Source organism: Vibrio sp. MOR3 (assembly GCF_001557775.1).
Classification (GTDB): Bacteria; Pseudomonadota; Gammaproteobacteria; order Enterobacterales; family Vibrionaceae; genus Vibrio; species Vibrio jasicida.
Genome location: NZ_LNRD01000034.1, coordinates 1 through 2203, shown reverse-complemented (window position 1 = coordinate 2203; position 2203 = coordinate 1). Strand labels below are relative to the sequence as shown.

The 2203-nt window shown below is 52.0% G+C and carries 1 rRNA gene; it reads left to right on the top strand.

From position 1 onward, the window contains the following. Positions 1-2123: ribosomal RNA gene (locus ATB76_RS26675) — 23S ribosomal RNA — on the top strand; the annotation flags it as partial. Between the last annotated feature and the right edge of the window lie 80 nt (positions 2124-2203).

Below are 2203 nucleotides of genomic sequence, written 5' to 3'. Positions count from 1 at the left end.
GAAAGGCCAATCAAACCTGGAGATAGCTGGTTCTCCCCGAAAGCTATTTAGGTAGCGCCTCGGACGAATACTACTGGGGGTAGAGCACTGTTAAGGCTAGGGGGTCATCCCGACTTACCAACCCTTTGCAAACTCCGAATACCAGTAAGTACTATCCGGGAGACACACGGCGGGTGCTAACGTCCGTCGTGGAGAGGGAAACAACCCAGACCGCCAGCTAAGGTCCCAAATTATTACTAAGTGGGAAACGATGTGGGAAGGCTCAGACAGCCAGGATGTTGGCTTAGAAGCAGCCATCATTTAAAGAAAGCGTAATAGCTCACTGGTCGAGTCGGCCTGCGCGGAAGATGTAACGGGGCTAAGTAATAAACCGAAGCTGCGGCAATGAAGTTTACTTCATTGGGTAGGGGAGCGTTCTGTAAGCCGTTGAAGGTGTGTTGTAAAGCATGCTGGAGGTATCAGAAGTGCGAATGCTGACATGAGTAACGATAAAGGGGGTGAAAAACCTCCTCGCCGGAAGACCAAGGGTTCCTGTCCAACGTTAATCGGGGCAGGGTAAGTCGACCCCTAAGGCGAGGCCGAAAGGCGTAGTCGATGGGAAACGGGTTAATATTCCCGTACTTCTTACAATTGCGATGGGGGGACGGAGAAGGCTAGGTGGGCCTGGCGACGGTTGTCCAGGTTCAAGTGCGTAGGCTGAAGAGTTAGGTAAATCCGGCTCTTCTTAAGGCTGAGACACGACGTCGAGCTACTACGGTAGTGAAGTCATTGATGCCATGCTTCCAGGAAAAGCCTCTAAGCTTCAGATTGTAAGGAATCGTACCCCAAACCGACACAGGTGGTCGGGTAGAGAATACCAAGGCGCTTGAGAGAACTCGGGTGAAGGAACTAGGCAAAATGGTACCGTAACTTCGGGAGAAGGTACGCTCTTGATGGTGAAGTCCCTTGCGGATGGAGCTGACGAGAGTCGCAGATACCAGGTGGCTGCAACTGTTTATTAAAAACACAGCACTGTGCAAAATCGTAAGATGACGTATACGGTGTGACGCCTGCCCGGTGCCGGAAGGTTAATTGATGGGGTTAGACTTCGGTCGAAGCTCTTGATCGAAGCCCCGGTAAACGGCGGCCGTAACTATAACGGTCCTAAGGTAGCGAAATTCCTTGTCGGGTAAGTTCCGACCTGCACGAATGGCGTAATGATGGCCACGCTGTCTCCACCCGAGACTCAGTGAAATTGAAATCGCTGTGAAGATGCAGTGTACCCGCGGCTAGACGGAAAGACCCCGTGAACCTTTACTACAGCTTGGCACTGAACATTGACCCTACATGTGTAGGATAGGTGGGAGGCTTTGAAGCGCAGTCGCTAGATTGCGTGGAGCCGTCCTTGAAATACCACCCTTGTAGTGTTGATGTTCTAACGTCGACCCCTTATCGGGGTTGCGGACAGTGCCTGGTGGGTAGTTTGACTGGGGCGGTCTCCTCCCAAAGAGTAACGGAGGAGCACGAAGGTGGGCTAATCACGGTTGGACATCGTGAGGTTAGTGCAATGGCATAAGCCCGCTTGACTGCGAGAATGACAATTCGAGCAGGTGCGAAAGCAGGTCATAGTGATCCGGTGGTTCTGTATGGAAGGGCCATCGCTCAACGGATAAAAGGTACTCCGGGGATAACAGGCTGATACCGCCCAAGAGTTCATATCGACGGCGGTGTTTGGCACCTCGATGTCGGCTCATCACATCCTGGGGCTGAAGTCGGTCCCAAGGGTATGGCTGTTCGCCATTTAAAGTGGTACGCGAGCTGGGTTTAGAACGTCGTGAGACAGTTCGGTCCCTATCTGCCGTGGGCGTTGGAAGATTGAAGGGGGCTGCTCCTAGTACGAGAGGACCGGAGTGGACGAACCTCTGGTGTTCGGGTTGTGTCGCCAGACGCATTGCCCGGTAGCTAAGTTCGGAATCGATAACCGCTGAAAGCATCTAAGCGGGAAGCGAGCCCTGAGATGAGTCTTCCCTGATACTTTAAGTATCCTAAAGGGTTGTTCGAGACTAGAACGTTGATAGGCAGGGTGTGTAAGCGTTGTGAGGCGTTGAGCTAACCTGTACTAATTGCCCGTGAGGCTTAACCATACAACACCCAAGGGGTTTTGATGGACTCAATGCAAGAACGATTGAATGTGTAGTAGAACTTAAAATCAGTTTTCCAGATT